A 15,676-nucleotide genomic window follows, 5' to 3' on the forward strand; every position below is an offset into this window, starting at 1 on the left:
CGTCGATGATCATCGAACACGCACCGCTACAGGTGAAACCGGGCATGTCCACGGAGTTCGAAGCGGCCTTCGCCCAGGCCAGGCAGATCGTCTCCCGGATGCCCGGCTTCCGCCGCGTGAGCCTGTCCCGGTGCCTCGAACGGCCCGGCGCGTACCTGCTGCTCGTCGAATGGGACACCCTCGAGGACCACACCGAGGGATTCCGCGGATCGGCGGACTATCAGCAGTGGCGTCGGCTGCTGCACCACTTCTACGACCCGTTCCCCACCGTCGAACACTACGAGCAGGTCGACGGCTGACGCAGAAGCTCCCGGCCTGACGGTTGGCGTACCGAAAAACGGTACGCCAACCGTCGTCTCGGCCGGCGCCCAACGGGTTCACAGCCGTTCGATGACGGTGGCGTTCGCCAATCCGCCTGCCTCGCACATGGTCTGGAGTCCGAATCGGCCGCCGTGCTCACCGAGTGCGTGGACCAGCGTGGTCGCCAGGCGGGCGCCGCTGGCTCCGAGCGGATGTCCGAGCGCGATGGCGCCGCCGTGGACGTTCACCCTGCTCAGGTCGGCTCCGGTCTCCTGTGCCCAGGCGAGCACCACCGACGCGAAGGCCTCGTTGACCTCGAACAGGTCGATGTCGTCGAGGGTCAGGCCCGCGCGGGCCAGCACCTTGCGGGTGGCGGGGATGACGGCGGTCAGCATGAGGAGCGGGTCGTCCCCGGCGACCGCGACGCTGTGGACCCGGGCGAGGGGAGTGAGCCCGAGTCGGCGCGCCTTGTCGCTCGTGGTGACCAGCAGCGCCGCGCTGCCGTCGGTGACCTGGCTCGCGTTGGCCGCCGTCACGTTCCACCCGATCTGCGGGAATCGCCGCGCCGCCGCCTCGTCGAAGTAGGCGGAGCGTAGACCGGCCAGGGTCTCCACGGTGCTGCCGACGCGGATGCCCTCGTCGGTGCGGACCTCGCCGACGGGACTGATCTCCGCGTCGAACAGCCCGTTCTTCGTCGCGGCTGCCGCCTTCGCGTGGCTGGCGAGTGCGAACTCGTCCATCTGCGTGCGGGAGATGCCCCAGCGTGCGGCGATCAGCTCGGCGCTGATGCCCTGCGGGACCAGGCCGTCGGGGTAACGCTCGGCGAAGGCGACGCCGCTCGGATCGGTCGTGCCCAGCATGCTCGAGCCCATCGGGACCCGGCTCATCGACTCGACCCCGGTCGCGACGGCGATGTCGTACGCACCGGAGATCACGCCTTGCGCCGCGAAGTGCAGCGCCTGCTGGCTGCTGCCGCACTGCCGGTCGACGGTGGTCGCCGGCACCGATTCGGGGTATCCGGCTGCCAGCGTAGCGCGGCGGGTGACATTGGCGCCCTGCTCGCCGACGGTGCTGACGACGCCGCCGATGACGTCGTCGATCAGGTCCGGGTCCACGCCGCTGCGGTCGACGACCGCGCGGAGGCTGTGGGCCATCAGGTCCACCGGGTGCACGTCGTGCAGCGCGCCGGTCTCCTTGCCGCGGCCGAGGGGGGTGCGGACGGCCTCGACGATCACTGCGTCTCTCATTGCGTGCCCTTCTCGTTCGTGAGCGTCGGATCGGACCCCGATGCTCGGTTCGATGGGAGAAACCCTCTAACTATGCAAAACCATACTCAGATGGCGCGCATCTGGCTATGCCCATTTCAAGTCAGTAGTCTTGGGTCATGGCGCTGAAGCTCGAAGGACCCCTCGCGGACCGGTCGGCGTGGGAGGCCGGCGAGCAGTGTTCGATCAGCCGCGCGATGCGGATCGTCGGAACCCGATCCGCGATGCTGCTCCTGCGCGAGGCGTACTACGGCACCACGCGGTTCGACGACTTCGCGCACCGCGTGGGCATCACCGACGCCGTCGCCTCGGCGCGCCTGAAGGAACTCGTCGAGGCCGGATTGCTCGCCAGGAGCCCGTACCGTGAGCCCGGGCAGCGCACCCGTTACGAGTACGTGCTCACCGACATGGGACGTGATCTACTGCCCGCGGTGCTCGCGCTCATGCAGTGGGGCGACAAGTACCTGCACCGTGGCGGCGGACCGCTGCAGCTGGTCGAGGACGCCACGAGCACACCGGTTCGGGTGCAGATCCGCAGTGAAGACGGCAACGAGGTCGGGCTCGACGATCTGCGGGTGCGCATCAACCGGCAACGAATTCGGGCGGGAACGGAGCAGTCTCCGTCCTGAGCGAGCCCGGCCGAGACCCTGGATGTGCCGGCCGAGCAGGGTCCAGGGGATGATGGAAGGCCACGGGTTGCGGCGGATGCGATCCTGGAACGGGACGAGAACGGGACCGGTCGCGACGACACGGTCGGTGTCGGTGTGCGAGTGAGACGAGGGAATAGGGCTTGACCAGCAACTTTGCGGAGAAGACGTTCACGGATCCGTCGAAGATCCGGAACTTCTGCATCATCGCGCACATCGACCACGGCAAGTCCACCCTCGCCGACCGGATGCTGCAGCTCACCGGTGTCGTCGAGGAACGCGCGATGCGTGCGCAGTACCTCGACCGGATGGACATCGAGCGTGAGCGCGGCATCACCATCAAGGCGCAGAACGTGCGGCTCCCCTGGAAGGTCGGCGACGACGAATTCGTCATGCACCTGATCGACACGCCCGGTCACGTCGACTTCACCTACGAGGTGTCCCGCGCGCTCGAGGCGTGCGAGGGCGCGGTGCTGCTCGTCGACGCGGCGCAGGGCATCGAGGCGCAGACTCTCGCGAACCTGTATCTCGCGCTCGACAAGGATCTGACCATCATCCCGGTCCTCAACAAGATCGACCTGCCCGCCGCCGATCCCGACCGCTACGCCGCGGAGATCGCCAACATCATCGGGTGCGAACCCGACGACGTGCTGCGCGTGTCCGGCAAGACCGGTGTGGGTGTGGCGGAACTGCTCGACGAGGTGATCCGTCAGGTGCCGCCGCCCGTCGGCGACCCGGACGCGCCGGCCCGCGCCATGATCTTCGACTCGGTGTACGACACCTACCGCGGCGTCGTCACCTACGTCCGTGTCGTCGACGGCAAGATCGTGCCGCGCGAGAAGATCAAGATGATGTCGACCGGCGCGACCCACGAACTGCTCGAGGTCGGCATCGTCTCGCCGGAACCGAAGGCGACGGCCGGCCTCGGCGTCGGCGAGGTGGGCTACCTCATCACCGGCGTGAAGGACGTGCGCCAGTCGAAGGTCGGCGACACCGTGACCACGGCGCGCGGCGGCGCGACCGAACCGCTCACCGGCTACCGCGAGCCGCGGCCGATGGTCTACTCCGGCCTGTACCCGGTGGACGGCTCGGACTATCCGGACCTGCGCGACGCCCTCGACAAGCTGCAACTCAACGACGCCGCGCTGACCTACGAGCCGGAGACGTCCGTCGCGCTCGGCTTCGGATTCCGGTGCGGCTTCCTCGGTCTGCTGCACATGGAGATCACCCGCGAACGCCTCGAGCGCGAGTTCGGTCTCGACCTGATCTCGACGGCACCCAACGTCGTGTACCGGGTGGTCCTCGAGGGCGGCCAGGAACACATCGTGACCAACCCCTCGTACTGGCCGGAGGGCAAGGCCCGCGAGATCTACGAGCCGATCGTCAAGTGCACGATCATCTCGCCTAGCGAGTTCATCGGCTCGATCATGGAGTTGTGCCAGAGCCGCCGCGGCGAGCTCGGCGGCATGGACTATCTGTCCGAGACCCGCGTCGAACTGCGCTACACGCTGCCGATGGCCGAGATCATCTTCGACTTCTTCGATTCGCTCAAGTCCCGGACCCGCGGCTACGCGAGCCTCGACTACGAGGAGGCCGGCGAGCAGGAAGCGGCGCTGGTGAAGGTCGACATCCTGCTGCAGGGCGAGGCCGTCGACGCGTTCAGTGCGATCGTGCACAAGGACGCTGCCGCCGCGTACGGCAACAAGATGACCACCAAGTTGCGGGAGCTGATCCCGCGGCAGCAGTTCGAGGTGCCGATCCAGGCAGCGATCGGATCGAAGATCATCGCGCGCGAGAACATCCGCGCCATCCGCAAGGACGTGCTCGCCAAGTGCTACGGCGGTGACATCAGTCGTAAGCGCAAGCTGCTCGAGAAGCAGAAGGAAGGCAAGAAGCGCATGAAGACGATCGGTCGCGTCGACGTGCCGCAGGAGGCGTTCGTCGCGGCGCTGTCGTCGGAGGCTGCCTCCGACAAGCCGAAGAAATAGGTCCACCCACCGGAAGGATCCCCGTGCTCGACACCTGGCTAACCCGTGAACTCGGCATCACCGTCCCGCTGGTCGGAGCACCGATGGGTGGGCGAGCCGGGGGGACCCTGGCCGGGGAGGTCACCCGCGCCGGGGGTCTCGGCCTGATCGGCGCGGCCCGCTACAACACCCCCGAGTGGCTCGAGGCCGAGGCCCGCACCGCGCGGGAGATCGGCGGGGGACTGCTCGGGTTCGGCCTGATGACGTGGTCGCTGGCCGACGACGACTCGCTGCTCGGTGCGGTGCTCGCCCTGCGACCGCGGGTGGTGTCCCTGTCGTTCGGCGACCCCGCGCCCTACGTCGAACGTGTGCACGAGGCCGGCGCGCTGGCGATCTCGCAGATCAACACGATCGACGACCTGCGAGTCGTCGAGGCCGCGGGCGTCGACGCGGTCGTTGCGCAGGGACATGAGGCGGGCGGCCACACCGGCCGGGTCGGGACGCTGCCGCTGCTGCAGGAGGTTCTCGAGTCGACGTCGCTCCCGGTCCTCGCCGCGGGCGGCATCGCGTCTGGTCGCGGACTGGCGGCGGTGCTCGCGGCCGGTGCCGAGGGCGCGTTCGTGGGCACCGCGCTGCTGGCCAGTCCGGAGACGGTCGGCCCGGCCTACGCCCGGGACAAGTTGATCGCCGCAGGCAGCGCCGACACCGTCTACACCGACGTCTTCGACAAGGCGCGGCATCAGCCGTGGCCGGCGCGGTGGGGCGGGCGGGCGCTCGCCAACGACTTCACCGCGAGCTGGCACGGTCGCGGTGCGGACGAGCAGACGATCGCCGACGCGTATGTCGGCGACGATCCGGACATCGGGGTCGTGTACGCGGGAGAGGCGGCGGGCCTGGTGCGGGAACAGCGGCCGGCCGGGGACGTGATCCGGGATATCGCAGCGCAGGCGGAATCGCTGCTCACGCGCTTCCGGTAGCTCCGCGGGGGAGGCCGGATCAGGACGGGTGCAGGTGCGCCGGATGGAACGCGCCGGTCTGGATCTGCTCCTCGGCCCGGATGACGTGCACCACCGCGTTGATCTGTGCGAGATGCGTGAACGCCTGCGGGAAGTTGCCCAGGTGCCGGCCGGTGTGCGGATCGATCTCCTCGGCGTAGAGCTTGAGCGGGCTGGCGAAGCCGAGGAGCCGATCGCACAGCGCGCGGGCACGATGCACCTCGCCGATCTCGACCAATGCCGACACCAGCCAGAACGAACAGATCGTGAAGGTGCCCTCCACTCCGGACATCCCGTCGTCCGTCGTCTCGACCCGGTAGCGCAACACCAGGCCGTCCTCGGTCAGTTCGTCGGCGATGGCCAGGACGGTCGCGCGTACCCGCGGATCGTCGGCGGGCAGGAACCGCAGCAGCGGAATCAGCAGCGCCGACGCATCCAGCGACGGATGCCCGTACCGCTGGGTGAACACCCCGCGTTCGTCGACACCGTGCGCAAGGATGTCCGCCTTGATCTCGTCGGCCATGTTCTGCCACTGCGTCGCGTAGCTCTTCTCGTTCTGCATCGCGGCGAGTTTGGCGCCGCGGTCGAGCGCGACCCAGCACATCACCTTGGACGAGACGAAGTGCTGGGGATCGCCGCGCACCTCCCAGATTCCGCGGTCCGGTTGCCGCCAGTGTTTCAGCGCCTCCTCCACCTGGCGTTTGAGCAGCGGCCACAGCGAATCGGGGACGTGCTCGCGTGACTTGACGTGGAGGTATACCGAATCGAGCATGGTGCCCCAGATGTCGTGCTGGGACTGGTGGTACGCGCCGTTGCCGATCCGCACCGGTTTGGCCTCGTCGTAGCCGCACAGATGGGGGAGCTCGGACTCCTCGAGCGTGCGTTCCCCGCCGACCCCGTACATCACCTGCAGTGGGCGGGCAACGCCGTGCTCGTCCCGGCTCGCGTCGGCGATGAACGAGAAGAAGTCGTCGGCCTCACGGTCGAGTCCCAGCGTGTACAGACCCCACAGGGCAAACGTCGAATCGCGCACCCATGCGTAGCGGTAGTCCCAGTTGCGTTCGCCGCGCGGAGTTTCCGGCAGCGAGGTGGTCGAGGCTGCGAGCAGTGCCCCGGTCGGCGCGTACGTCAGGCCCTTCAACGTCAGCGCGCTGTGCTGCAGATAGCCGCGCCACGGATGATCCGGGAACCGTCCCGTGGTGATCCACTCCCGCCAGAAGTCCGCGGTCGCAGCCATTTTCGCGGCCGCCTCCGCGAACGTGGCCGGAGCCGGATTGTCCGACCACGACAGAGCCACGAACACGCTGTCGCCCTTGTACATCCGGGTACGGGCGCGTGCCTCACGTCCCTCGAGACCCAGGCGCAGATCGGTGGTCAGCCGCAGCTCCGGATGGATTTCCGCGGCCGTCGCGCGGCACCGCGCGGTCGCCTCCTCGTACACCTTGCCGGTGTACTCCCAGACCGCCGACTCCCGGTTGTAGTCGAACGCCGGTTCGCAGCTCATCTCGAACTCCACGGTGCCGCTCACGCAGCGCACCGTGCGCAACAGCACGTGCTCGGCATCCCAGTCCGGCGGCGTGCGCCGATGCGTGCGCGACCGTTCGTCGACGGCGTGCCACGGACCCATGACCAGCGCATCGCGCACCACGATCCAGCCGGTCTCGGTCTGCCACGTGGTCTCGAGGATCAATCCTCCGGGAAGATAGCGGCGCGCGGCGGGAACGGTGTGCCCGTGCGGGCCGAGCCGGAAATGCCCGGCGCTGCGGTCGAGGATCGCCCCGAACACACTCGGGGAATCGGGTCGGGGAATGCACATCCACTCGACGGCACCGTTGCGGGCGATCAGGCAGGTCGTCTCGCAATCCGACAGAAACGCGTAGTCGTCGATCGGTGGATACGGGCTGCGGTGGAGAACCGCCAGCGGCCGCTCGGCGGGTTCGTGCGTGTCGACGTCGAACGTGGATCCCATCACACCATGATCGGCCCGGCCCGGTCCGCCCGCACGGAGAACGGCCGAGGATTCGGTGGCGCGGAGCCCGCCGTCTAAGGTGGGTGCGTGGACCGGATGGCAACGTGGTGGGACGGATTCGAGCTGTGGCTCGCCGGACTGTCGTTCGTGCCGCAGGCCGCACTGGTACTGCTTGTGATGGTGCCGCTGTGCGCCGGCGCGGCCTGGCTGCTCGACCGCCTGCTCGCCGCGGTGTTCGCTGCCGTCGGACGCGGTGAACCGGAGACACCTGCACCGGCCACGACCGAACTTACGACGAAGGAACGCTGACATGCCGCGCTCACGCGTGACCCTGGCGCTGATCGCGCTGCTCGCCCTCGTCGTCGTGGCATGGTTGCTGACCCGCTGACCGCACGGCTGACCCCCTGAACGCGCGGCCGGGGCGGCCGGTTGCTCTGCTAGAGTCTGCGGCGTGTCCGTAACCGCCCTGCCCCGCGTGCGCCATGAGCTGGTGCTCATCGCTGTGGGCAGCCTTGCGGTTGCCGACGTCAGCTGTTGTCGCTGATCGACCCTTCCCGACCCGCGGCGTCACCGCACCGGCTTCCGGGCAGATCGCGATCGATCCTCCGTGCCTCGTCCCCCGGCAGGTCCGGGCGCCTCGCGTGACGCGCACGGAGCCTTCCGGTGCCGATTTCTGCGGGTCCCCACGTCCGCTTCACCGCTCCTGCAGGAAGGCCCCTGTTCCATGAAGAAACGTTCTGCCCTCGTGTTCGCAGCCCTCGCGGCAGCCACCGCGACCGCGCTGTCCGCCTGCTCGGGCGGCGCGAGCGACACCGTCGGCGGTGACGACAGCGCGGCCGACGGCTCCGGCGGCACCGTCAACCTGTACGCCTACGCGGTCCCGAAGCCCGGCTTCGACCTGCTCATCCCCGCATTCAACGCCACCGAGCCGGGTGAGGGTGTCGCCTTCCAGCAGTCCTACGGCGCCTCCGGCGACCAGTCCCGCAAGGTCAAGGACGGCGCGGCGGCGGACTTCGTCAACTTCTCCGTCGAACCGGACATCACCCGCCTCGTCGACGCGGGCCTCGTCGACCCGGACTGGAACACCGGCGCCTACAAGGGCGTCCCCTTCGGTTCGGTGGTGACCATCGTGGTCCGCGAGGGCAACCCGAAGAACATCCAGGATTGGGACGACCTGCTCCAGCCGGGTCTCGAGGTCGTGACCCCCAACCCGTTCAGTTCCGGATCGGCCAAGTGGAACCTGCTCGCGCCGTACTCGGCGAAGAGTGAAGGCGGGACCGATCCGCAGGCCGGTCTGGATTTCGTGAACCAGCTCGTGACCGAGCATGTCAAGATCCAGCCGAAGTCCGGTCGTGAGGCGACCGAGGCGTTCCTGCAGGGTTCCGGAGACGTGCTGCTCAGCTACGAGAACGAGGCCCTCTTCGCCGAACGCAACGGAGATCCCGTCGAGCATGTCACCCCGCCGATCACGTTCAAGATCGAGAACCCGGCTGCGGTGCTGACGAACTCGCCGAACGCGGCGCAGGCCCAGGCGTTCAACGACTTCCTCTACACCACCGAAGGGCAGCGCCTGTGGGCACAGGCCGGGTTCCGTCCGGTCGACCCGGGCGTCGCCGAGGAGTTCGCTGCCGACTTCCCGCAGCCACAGAAGCTGTGGACCATCGCCGACCTGGGCGGCTGGTCCACCGTCGATGCCGACCTGTTCAAGCAGGGCACCGGCTCCATCGCCGTGATCTACGACAACGCCACGAAGTAGGCCTCGTCCCGTGAGCACCACCGAGACACGCCCCGGGGCTGGAGCAGCGGCTCCCGCCCCGGGGGCGCGCCGCCGGAAGCCGCTGTTCGCCTTCACCGGAACGGCTGGGCCTCTCGGCATCGGCGTGGCTACCCTCTGGCTGAGCATCATCGTCCTGCTGCCCCTCGCGGCGCTGACCACCCACGCGTTCGACGACGGGTTGTCCGGCTTCGTCGACGCCGTCACGGCGCCGGCCGCGATCGCCACCCTGCGGGTCACCGTCGTCGTGTCGGTGATCGTCGCATTGATCAACGCGGTGATGGGAACCCTCATCGCCTGGGTGCTGGTCCGCGACGACTTCCCGGGCAAGAAGGTCGTCAACGCTCTGATCGACCTGCCGTTCGCGCTGCCCACGATCGTTGCGAGCATCGTGCTGCTGTCGCTGTACGGGCCGATGAGCCCGATCGGCCTGCACCTGAACGCAACTCAGCCCGGCCTGATCATTGCCCTGGCGTTCGTGACGCTGCCGTTCGTGGTGCGTGCCGTGCAACCCGTGCTGATCGAAACCGACCGGGAGGTAGAGGAGGCCGCGGCGTCGCTCGGTGCCGACAACGTCACCATCTTCCGTTCCGTCGTCCTGCCGACGCTCCGGCCCGCGATCCTCGGCGGTGCCGGCCTCGCGTTCGCCCGCGCCATCGGTGAATACGGGTCGATCGTGCTCATCGGCGGCAACATTCCGTACGAGACGCAGGTGGCATCGCAGTACATCCAGCAGCAGATCGAGATGGACCGCCCCGTCAACGCGGCGGCCGTGTCGGTCGCTCTGCTGCTGATCGCGTTCGTCGCACTGTTCGTGTTGCGGGTGGCCGCGAGCCGTGGCCGGCGCCGAGAGGAGAACGACGCGTGAAACTCTCCGCGTTCACCCGGATCTCGCTGCGCACCGTCGCGTTGGGTTACCTCTTCCTCCTGCTGCTCGTGCCGATCGGCGTCATCCTGTACCGCACGTTCGAGAACGGCATCATGGCGTTCGTCGAGTCGATCAGCACGCCGGCCGCGATCTCGGCACTGAACCTGTCGCTGCTCATCGTCGCGATCGTGGTGCCGCTGAATGTCGTGTTCGGGATCGCCGTCGCGCTCGCGCTCGTGCGCGGCCGTTTCCCGGGTCGCAGCCTGCTTCAGTCGGTCGTGGACCTCCCGTTCGCGGTGTCACCGATCGTCGTCGGTGTTGCCCTGATCATGTTGTGGGGTGCCGGCGGCTGGTTCGGCGGCCTCGAGTCCCTCGGTTTCACGGTGATCTTCGGTTTGCCCGGCATGGTGTTCGCCACGATCTTCGTGACGCTGCCGTTCGTCGTGCGCGAGGTCGAACCGGTTCTCCACGAGATCGGTGAGGAACAGGAACAGGCCGCCGCGACCCTCGGCGCGAATGCGTGGCAGACGTTCTGGAGGATCACGCTGCCGGCCATCCGCTGGGGTCTGACCTACGGCATCGTGCTCACCGTCGCTCGTGCCCTCGGCGAATTCGGTGCGGTCATCATGGTGTCATCCGGGTTCCCCGGTGTCTCCCAGACGCTGACGCTGCTGGTTCACGCCCGGTACATCGACGACCACAACACCTTCGGCGCCTACAGTGCCGCGACCCTGCTCATGGCCATCGCGGTGCTCGTGCTGCTGCTGATGACCCTGCTCGACCGCAAGAGGAGTGCCGACCAATGATCACCGTCACCGGGGCCCACAAGAACTACGGGGATTTCGCGGCGCTCGACAACGTCGACATCGAGATTCCCTCCGGCTCACTGACCGCGCTGCTCGGCCCGTCGGGCTCCGGCAAATCGACGCTGCTGCGCTCGATCGCCGGTCTCGAGACCCTCGATGCCGGCACCGTGCACATCGCGGGCAAGGACGTGACCGAGGTGACGCCGCAGAAGCGCGACATCGGGTTCGTGTTTCAGCACTACGCGGCGTTCAAGCACATGACGGTGCGTGAGAACGTCGCGTTCGGCCTGAAGATCCGCAAGCGCCCGAAGGCCGAGATCGACAAGAAGGTCGGGGAACTGCTCGAGATCGTCGGGCTCGACGGATTCCAGCAGCGGTACCCGGCGCAGCTGTCGGGTGGTCAGCGTCAGCGCATGGCCCTTGCCCGCGCGCTCGCCGTCGATCCGCAGGTGCTGCTGCTCGACGAGCCGTTCGGTGCGCTCGATGCGAAGGTCCGCGCCGACCTGCGGACGTGGCTGCGCCGGCTGCACGACGAGGTGCACGTGACGACCGTGCTGGTCACCCACGACCAGGAGGAAGCGCTCGACATCGCCGACCGCATCGCCGTGCTGAACCGCGGCCGGATCGAGCAGATCGGAACGCCCGAGGATCTTTACGACCGTCCCGACAACGACTTCGTGATGTCGTTCCTCGGCAACGTGTCCAAGCTCAACGGGCAGCTGGTGCGACCGCACGACATCCGGCTCGGGCGAACCCCCGAACTCGCGGAGGCCCGCACCGAGGGCACCGCCGAGTGGCTCGGGATCACCCGCGCGACAGTCGAACGGGTCGTGCACCTCGGATTCGAGGTGCGGGTGGAGTTGCACAACGAGGCCACCGGCGAATCGTTCACCGCGCAGGTCACCCGTGGCGACGCGCAGGCGCTGGGCCTGCGCGCAGGCGAAACCGTCTACGCCCGCGCCACCCGAGCACCCGCCTTACCGGAAGAGGTCGTCGTGTCCGGTGTCTGACGCGCGCCGCCCGCCGGCGCGGTGATCGTCCTCAGACCGCCCGGGCGATCAGGACCGGGCACAGCGCATGATGCAGCAACGACTGGCTGGTGGATCCCAGCACCGCGGCGGTCATCGGGCTGCGGCCGTGACTGCCGACGACGACCAGTTGCGCCCGCGACGAATGCTCGAGCAGCGCCTCCTCCGGTTTGCCGCGCTCGACACTGTGCGTGACCTCGACATCGGGGTAGCGGCTCTGCCATCCGGCGAGGCTTTCGCTCACCAGCGCGGTCTGCTGTTTCACGTGGTCGTCCCACTCGATGAACCGGGAACCCTCTCCGTACGTCAGGGTGGACTGCTCGGTCCAGCTGTGAACCGCAACCAGGGGAGCGCCGACGAACGAGGCGAACTCGAAGGCGTGCTCGATCGCCTTGTTGCTGAGTTCGCTGCCGTCCACCCCGACGGCGACGGGACGGCCGTTGACGGCTTCGGGGGCCGGCTCGCCCCGCCACGACACGACCGGGCACTTCGCGTGATTGGACGTGTACACGACGTCGGAGCCGCGGAACATCGACTGCATCTCGCTCGTCGTCAAGTGTCCGAGGACGATCATCCGTGCCGCTCCGGACTTCTCGACGAGCACCTTCTGGGGATCGCCGTGTTCGATGCTGCGCTCGATCTCGACTCCGCTCGGTCCGGCCCGGACCGCGGTCTCGGCGGCGTCGAGGAGTCCTTCGGCGTCGCCGTTTCGGTCCCCGGATCGTCCGTTCGTCTGCACGTGGAGCAGGTGGAGAGGTTCGCCGAACCGTTGCGCGACGGATGCGGCCCAGCGTGCTGCCCCCAGCGCGCTGGCCGACCCGTCGATGCCCGCCACGATTCCGCGTCCGTTCGATGCTGTGCTCATGGTGGTGACTCCTTGGCCTCCCATTCAGTGTGAGCCAGATCTCACGATCTTGTCAGCATTCGCGCGGCGGAGGTCCGCTCAGTCGCCGACGGCCTCCTTGCCGCGTCGCACGATCTTCGGGTCGGGATCGAACACCACCTGTGTGTCCTTGTCGTCGTAGTCGAACCGGTTCAGGAAATGCCGCATCGCGTTGATGCGAGCGCGCTTCTTGTCGTTGGACTTGATCGTCGTCCACGGCGCGTGGTCGGTGTCGGTACGGCGGAACATCTCTTCCTTCGCCTCGGTGTACCGGTCCCACTTGTCCAGCGACTCGAGGTCCATGCTCGACAGTTTCCAGCGGCGGACCGGATCGAGCTGGCGGATCGCGAACCGGGTGCGCTGCTCGTTGCGGGTCACCGAGAACCAGAACTTGGTCAGGGAGATCCCGGCGTCGACGACGAGCTGCTCGAACAGCGGCACATGCGTCATGAACCGCTCGTACTCGGCGTCGGTGCAGAAACCCATGACGCGTTCCACGCCGGCGCGGTTGTACCAGGACCGGTCGAACATCACCAGCTCACCGGCGGTGGGGAAGTGCTCGATGTAACGCTGCAGATACCACTGGCCGCTCTCGCGGTCGGACGGTTTGCTCAGCGCGACCACCCGGGCGTGCCGGACGTTGATGTACTCCTGGAAGCGTTTGATCGTCCCGCCCTTGCCTGCGGCGTCGCGACCTTCGAACACGATGATGTGCTTGGAACCGTTCTCCAGCGACCATGCCTGGAACTTCAGCAGCTCGATCTGCAGCAGATACTTCTCGACCTCGTACATGGCCCGGTCCATGCGGTCTTCGTACGGGTAGTTCTCCCGCCAGGTGTCGACGGCACGGCCGTCGATGTCGATGAGGTCGGGGTCTTCGCCGCGGTCGTCGCGCACGGAGAATCCCTCGGTGCGCAGCCGGTCGATGTAGTGGCGCAGTTCGCTCTGCACGGGATTCTCCTGGTTCTGGGGCCCAACGGGGGAAGTAGGCGTCCGTTGTATCGGCTGCGGATGAACCAGAGTAGAACGGCACGCGGCCGGAAGTGCTCAGGCGCTGCGCAGGACCCCGGTGGAGTCGGCAAGCGCATCGAGGCACCGGCGCTCGACGACGCGGCCGACCGCGTCGCCGGCAGCGAGGGGGGTGGCGATCCGGATGTCGGGGAAGGCGGATTGCGCAGCGTCGCACGCCCGGTCCCACAGCAGACCGGGAGCGAGCAGCCACGGCGCGACGACGAGCCGGCGGGCGCCGGCCTCCCGAAGCGCGGTGAGCGCGCCGACGACATCGGGGGTGGAGGTCGCGAAGCACGCTCGCACGTGGGTCCACGAGGTGCCGGCGAGCAGTCGTGGTGCGACGGCGGCGGTCGCAGCGTCGGCGCCGGCCCGTCGTGAACCGACCGCGCACATTGCGATTCCGACGGACGGGTCGAGGCGCGAGACGCCGGTGGCGGCCACCGCGTTCCGTGCCGCCGCGACCAGCAGCCGGTCGGGACCGAGGACGTCGGTGCGGACCAGCTCGAGGTGCGGATGCCGGACGTGGGCCTCGGCGAGGATGCCGGGCAGATCCACGCGGGCGTGGAATGCGCTGCCCAGCAACAGCGGAACGACGACCACCCGGTGATGGCCCTCGGCGGCGACGGCGTCGACGGCCTGCCGCACCGAGGGCGCGTTCAGGTCGAGGAATGCCAGGCGTACGTCCCAGTCCGGTCGTCGCGCCCGCAACGCCGTGAGCGCGGCAGCCATGGCCTGCGCGGCGCGCGGGTCGCGGCTGCCGTGCGCGACGGCGATCACCGGGATCATGCCGGGACGTGGTCCCCGAGCTCGATCTGAGCCAGCCCGTTGCCGACCAGGCCGGCGGCGAGCGTGTTCCCACCCGCCGGATCGATGAGCAGGAAGCTGCCGGTGCGGCGGTTCACGGTGTAGTCGTCGGCCGGGATCGGCTCCGCCACCCGCAGTGAGATGCGGGCGATCTCGTTGAGCTCCAACGTTTCCGGATTGGGAATCGACGTCAGGTTCTGCTCGTCGAAACGTTCCTCGAGTGTCCCGACGATGGCCTGGGTCGTGCGGGTGCCGTGCTTGAGCAGCAGCCGGGCGCCGGGGCGCAGCGGCTTCTCGGCGAGCCAGCAGACGGTCGCCTCGAACTCGCCGATCGGCTCGGGTGCCCCCTCCGGGGTGGCGATGAGGTCACCGCGGGAGACGTCGACGTCGTCGGCGAGGATCAGGGTGACCGACCGGCCCGCATGCGCGACGTCGAGCTCGCCGTCCGCGGTGTCGATGCGCTCGACGGTGGTGCGGATACCCGACGGCAGGACGACGACCTCGTCGCCGGGACGGACCGAGCCGGACGCGATCTGCCCGGCATAGCCGCGGTAGTCCGGGTACTCGGCGGTGCGGGGGCGGATCACGTACTGGACCGCGAAGCGCAGACCGGACTCGTGACGGCCGTGCACGTCGGCGTCGACGGGGACCGACTCGAGGTGCTCGATGAGCGTCGGACCGTCGTAGTACGGGGTGCTCTCCGAGCGGGTCGCGACGTTGTCGCCGTGCAGGGCGGAAACCGGGATCTCCTGCACGTCCTCGGGAGCCCAGCCCAGCGACGAGGTCAGCTCGCTGAATTCGCCGGAGATCTGTGCGAACACCGCCGCCGGATCCTCGACGAGGTCGATCTTGTTCACCGCGAGCACCAGCCTCGGCACACCGAGCAGCGCGAGGACGGCGGCGTGCTTGCGGGTCTGCGAAATCACGCCCTTGCGGGCGTCGACGAGCAACACCACGAGCTGCGCGGTGGACGCGCCGGAGACCGTGTTGCGGGTGTACTGCACGTGGCCCGGGGTGTCGGCGAGCACGAAGCTACGCTTCGGGGTCGCGAAGTACCGGTAGGCGACGTCGATGGTGATGCCCTGTTCGCGTTCGGCGCGCAGGCCGTCGACGAGCAGCGACAGGTCGGGGGTGTCGAGACCCTTGTCGACCGAGGCGCGGGTGACCGCGTCGATCTGGTCGGCCAGGACGGATTTGGTGTCGTACAGAAGGCGGCCCACCAGGGTGGACTTGCCGTCGTCGACGCTGCCCGCAGTTGCGAGGCGCAGGAGCTGTGACGCGCTCATGATCAGAAGTAGCCCTCTCGCTTGCGGTCTTCCATGGCCGCTTCGGAAACTCGGTCGTTGCTCGCCCTGGGTC

The 15,676-nt window shown here is 68.3% G+C and carries 16 protein-coding genes; 10 read left to right on the forward strand and 6 right to left on the reverse strand.

What is annotated here, in order from left to right:
- Positions 1–5 precede the first annotated feature (5 nt).
- A complete protein-coding gene (locus tag RZ1_RS13930; protein WP_072812711.1) occupies positions 6–299 on the forward strand; it encodes an antibiotic biosynthesis monooxygenase family protein in 294 nt (97 codons plus the stop codon).
- A gap of 78 nt (positions 300–377) precedes the next feature.
- Here RZ1_RS13930 and RZ1_RS13935 read toward each other — a convergent pair whose 3' ends face one another.
- Positions 378–1,547 carry an acetyl-CoA C-acyltransferase gene (locus tag RZ1_RS13935; RefSeq protein WP_072812713.1) on the reverse strand — a complete coding sequence of 390 codons (1,170 nt, stop codon included), beginning with the start codon at positions 1,545–1,547 and terminating at the stop codon, positions 378–380.
- A 137-nt stretch (positions 1,548–1,684) separates the two neighbouring features.
- Here RZ1_RS13935 and RZ1_RS13940 point away from each other — a divergent pair, with 137 nt between their 5' ends.
- The 3 genes from RZ1_RS13940 (at position 1,685) to RZ1_RS13950 (ending at position 5,156) form a co-directional block, all read left to right on the forward strand.
- Entirely contained in the window at positions 1,685–2,194 is a 510-nt protein-coding gene (locus RZ1_RS13940; protein ID WP_072812714.1) for a winged helix-turn-helix transcriptional regulator, read from the forward strand.
- Between the two features lie 161 nt (positions 2,195–2,355).
- Complete coding sequence (gene lepA, locus RZ1_RS13945; protein WP_072812715.1) at positions 2,356–4,200, forward strand: translation elongation factor 4; 1,845 nt, start codon at positions 2,356–2,358, stop codon at positions 4,198–4,200.
- Between the two features lie 23 nt (positions 4,201–4,223).
- Positions 4,224–5,156 carry an NAD(P)H-dependent flavin oxidoreductase gene (locus RZ1_RS13950; protein WP_072812717.1) on the forward strand — a complete coding sequence of 311 codons (933 nt, stop codon included), beginning with the start codon at positions 4,224–4,226 and terminating at the stop codon, positions 5,154–5,156.
- Between the two features lie 19 nt (positions 5,157–5,175).
- On the opposite strand, the gene RZ1_RS13955 is transcribed toward RZ1_RS13950, so the two are convergent.
- Entirely contained in the window at positions 5,176–7,143 is a 1,968-nt protein-coding gene (locus RZ1_RS13955; RefSeq protein WP_072812718.1) for a glycoside hydrolase family 15 protein, read from the reverse strand.
- Between the two features lie 87 nt (positions 7,144–7,230).
- Here RZ1_RS13955 and RZ1_RS13960 point away from each other — a divergent pair, with 87 nt between their 5' ends.
- From RZ1_RS13960 to RZ1_RS13980, 6 genes are all read left to right on the forward strand, one after another.
- Complete coding sequence (locus RZ1_RS13960) at positions 7,231–7,452, forward strand: hypothetical protein (protein WP_072812719.1); 222 nt, start codon at positions 7,231–7,233, stop codon at positions 7,450–7,452.
- A 142-nt stretch (positions 7,453–7,594) separates the two neighbouring features.
- The gene (locus RZ1_RS31865) at positions 7,595–7,687 is read left to right on the forward strand and encodes an Ms4533A family Cys-rich leader peptide (protein ID WP_371306323.1); all 93 of its coding nucleotides are present in this window, start codon (positions 7,595–7,597) and stop codon (positions 7,685–7,687) included.
- Between the two features lie 180 nt (positions 7,688–7,867).
- Complete coding sequence (locus RZ1_RS13965; RefSeq protein ID WP_072812721.1) at positions 7,868–8,899, forward strand: sulfate ABC transporter substrate-binding protein; 1,032 nt, start codon at positions 7,868–7,870, stop codon at positions 8,897–8,899.
- Between the two features lie 10 nt (positions 8,900–8,909).
- The gene (gene cysT / locus RZ1_RS13970; RefSeq protein WP_072812723.1) at positions 8,910–9,785 is read left to right on the forward strand and encodes a sulfate ABC transporter permease subunit CysT; all 876 of its coding nucleotides are present in this window, start codon (positions 8,910–8,912) and stop codon (positions 9,783–9,785) included.
- Complete coding sequence (gene cysW / locus RZ1_RS13975; RefSeq protein ID WP_072812725.1) at positions 9,782–10,591, forward strand: sulfate ABC transporter permease subunit CysW; 810 nt, start codon at positions 9,782–9,784, stop codon at positions 10,589–10,591. Before cysT ends, cysW begins: the two co-directional genes overlap by 4 nt.
- Positions 10,588–11,601, forward strand: coding sequence for a sulfate/molybdate ABC transporter ATP-binding protein (locus RZ1_RS13980; protein WP_072812726.1), 1,014 nt, complete (start codon positions 10,588–10,590; stop codon positions 11,599–11,601). The genes cysW and RZ1_RS13980 overlap by 4 nt, the downstream gene beginning before the upstream one ends.
- A gap of 31 nt (positions 11,602–11,632) precedes the next feature.
- On the opposite strand, the gene RZ1_RS13985 is transcribed toward RZ1_RS13980, so the two are convergent.
- The 4 genes from RZ1_RS13985 to RZ1_RS14000 form a co-directional block, all read right to left on the reverse strand.
- On the reverse strand, positions 11,633–12,484 hold the full coding sequence (locus RZ1_RS13985) for a universal stress protein (RefSeq protein ID WP_072812728.1): 852 nt from the start codon (positions 12,482–12,484) through the stop codon (positions 11,633–11,635).
- A gap of 78 nt (positions 12,485–12,562) precedes the next feature.
- Positions 12,563–13,453 (reverse strand): polyphosphate kinase 2, encoded by an 891-nt coding sequence (gene ppk2 / locus RZ1_RS13990; protein ID WP_072812730.1) that lies wholly within the window; start codon positions 13,451–13,453, stop codon positions 12,563–12,565.
- A gap of 96 nt (positions 13,454–13,549) precedes the next feature.
- On the reverse strand, positions 13,550–14,299 hold the full coding sequence (locus RZ1_RS13995; RefSeq protein ID WP_072812732.1) for a sirohydrochlorin chelatase: 750 nt from the start codon (positions 14,297–14,299) through the stop codon (positions 13,550–13,552).
- Entirely contained in the window at positions 14,296–15,603 is a 1,308-nt protein-coding gene (locus tag RZ1_RS14000) for a sulfate adenylyltransferase subunit 1 (RefSeq protein ID WP_072812734.1), read from the reverse strand. The genes RZ1_RS13995 and RZ1_RS14000 overlap by 4 nt, the downstream gene beginning before the upstream one ends.
- Between the last annotated feature and the right edge of the window lie 73 nt (positions 15,604–15,676).

The organism is Rhodococcus zopfii NBRC 100606 = JCM 9919 (assembly GCF_001895025.1).
In the GTDB taxonomy this organism is placed as follows: Bacteria; Actinomycetota; Actinomycetes; order Mycobacteriales; family Mycobacteriaceae; genus Rhodococcus; species Rhodococcus zopfii.

Coding starts and splice junctions, on each gene's coding strand:
- RZ1_RS13980 (WP_072812726.1), top strand. CDS start 10,588: ATGATCACCGTCACCGGGGCCCACAAGAACTACGGGGATTTCGCGGCG.
- RZ1_RS13930 (WP_072812711.1), top strand. CDS start 6: ATGATCATCGAACACGCACCGCTACAGGTGAAACCGGGCATGTCCACG.
- RZ1_RS13965 (WP_072812721.1), top strand. CDS start 7,868: ATGAAGAAACGTTCTGCCCTCGTGTTCGCAGCCCTCGCGGCAGCCACC.
- RZ1_RS13995 (WP_072812732.1), bottom strand. CDS start 14,299: ATGATCCCGGTGATCGCCGTCGCGCACGGCAGCCGCGACCCGCGCGCC.
- RZ1_RS13940 (WP_072812714.1), top strand. CDS start 1,685: ATGGCGCTGAAGCTCGAAGGACCCCTCGCGGACCGGTCGGCGTGGGAG.
- RZ1_RS13955 (WP_072812718.1), bottom strand. CDS start 7,143: ATGGGATCCACGTTCGACGTCGACACGCACGAACCCGCCGAGCGGCCG.
- RZ1_RS13935 (WP_072812713.1), bottom strand. CDS start 1,547: ATGAGAGACGCAGTGATCGTCGAGGCCGTCCGCACCCCCCTCGGCCGC.
- RZ1_RS13985 (WP_072812728.1), bottom strand. CDS start 12,484: ATGAGCACAGCATCGAACGGACGCGGAATCGTGGCGGGCATCGACGGG.
- RZ1_RS14000 (WP_072812734.1), bottom strand. CDS start 15,603: ATGAGCGCGTCACAGCTCCTGCGCCTCGCAACTGCGGGCAGCGTCGAC.